Raw genomic sequence first — 1268 nt, 5'->3', positions numbered from 1 at the left:
GGTCGGGGGCGGTCGGGGGGCCCTGTTCGGTCGGTGCGTCGCCGGCTGCTGCTATGAGCAGTGTGAGCGCGGCGGTCAGGGCGCTGGCGGAGAGGCGGAAGCTGGTTGCGCCTTCTGGCGCGTCCGGGCCGGTGAGGTGCCCGTCGGCGTCGACGTGCCAGTTCGCGGCGTTCGGATGCTCGCCGAGCAGGATCGCGTGCACCCGCAGCCCGGCGCCGGCCTCGAGTGTTGAGGCCACGCGGGCGGCTGAGTCGGGGCGCGCGACGGCGAGCAGCACGATCGGTGGGAAGTCGTCCTCGTCGAGGATCTGCTCGAGGGCGGTGGCCTCGTGCTGGTCGAGTAGGCGGGTGCGGTAGGCGGTGTAGGCCTCGAGTTGGGTCACGGCGCTCGGGCCGTCGTCGAACACCTCGAGGTCGGTCATCGTGGTCAGGTGCTCGGGAAGGCCGGGGCCGGCGGTCTCCAGCAGGAGCGCGGCGTCTTGGCGGGAGATGAGCAGGCGGGCTCCGTCGCGGCGGTGCTCGGCCGCTGAGAGGACGGCGGCGGCGATGGCGCGGGCGGCGTCGATCGCGCCGGTGCCGGTCAGCGCGACGAAGGCTGGCAGGTCCTGCAGGTCCAGGACCTTGCCGTCGGCGACCGCCACGCTGATGCGGGCCGGCTGCGCGTCCTCATCGTCTGGTCCGGGCATGTCCGCCGATCGCATCGGCGCGCTCATGGCGGAGACAGCCCCAGATGCGGAGTCTTCGGGCGCGGTGGGGGTCGGATCCTGCTGCGATCCGGTCGGTGCGCCGAACTCGTCGAGCTCGATCTGATCGTCCTGCTTCGCGGTGGTCGGCTGCTGCCGTGGCGCGGGGCGCAGTGGGACGGGCACGGTTAGGGGTTCGGTCTGGTGTTGGCCGGGGGTCGGCCAGTAGCAGGTGCCGTGCCAGCGGCGGCGGCGCCGTGCCCGGCTGAGGGCGAGGGTGAGCGCGGCGAGGACGCCGCCGGCGAGGGCGCCGCCTTCGGCCAGGTCGATCCAGTCCGGGCTTGCCGCCGCGGGCGTGGGTGAGCGATGGCTGCCAGTGACAGGAGAGGCGGAAGTGCGGTTCGCGGTCGGGGTATTACCGGCATCCGGCCGGTCGGGCGTGGATCGCGTCGGGGTCTGCGGCGTGGTCGGTGCGGGCTTTGGGTGCTCGGGAGTGGTGGTGGGTGTGGTCGTGGGCGCGGAGTTGCTCGGCGGGGTGTCGGGGCTTGTCGTCTGGGGGTTGTGTGTCGAGGGGGTTGTCTGGGCG

General features: G+C 73.3%; 1 pseudogene. It reads right to left on the bottom strand.

Going from position 1 to position 1268, the window contains the following annotated elements:
* A pseudogene (locus KDK95_RS34670) lies at window positions 1-1268 on the bottom strand (hypothetical protein); the annotation flags it as partial.

Origin of the sequence: Actinospica acidithermotolerans (assembly GCF_018139625.1) — a bacterium.
Taxonomy (GTDB): Bacteria; Actinomycetota; Actinomycetes; order Streptomycetales; family Catenulisporaceae; genus Actinospica; species Actinospica acidithermotolerans.
The sequence above is the reverse complement of the archived record's forward strand: the minus strand, read 5'-3'. Positions and strand labels throughout refer to the sequence as shown.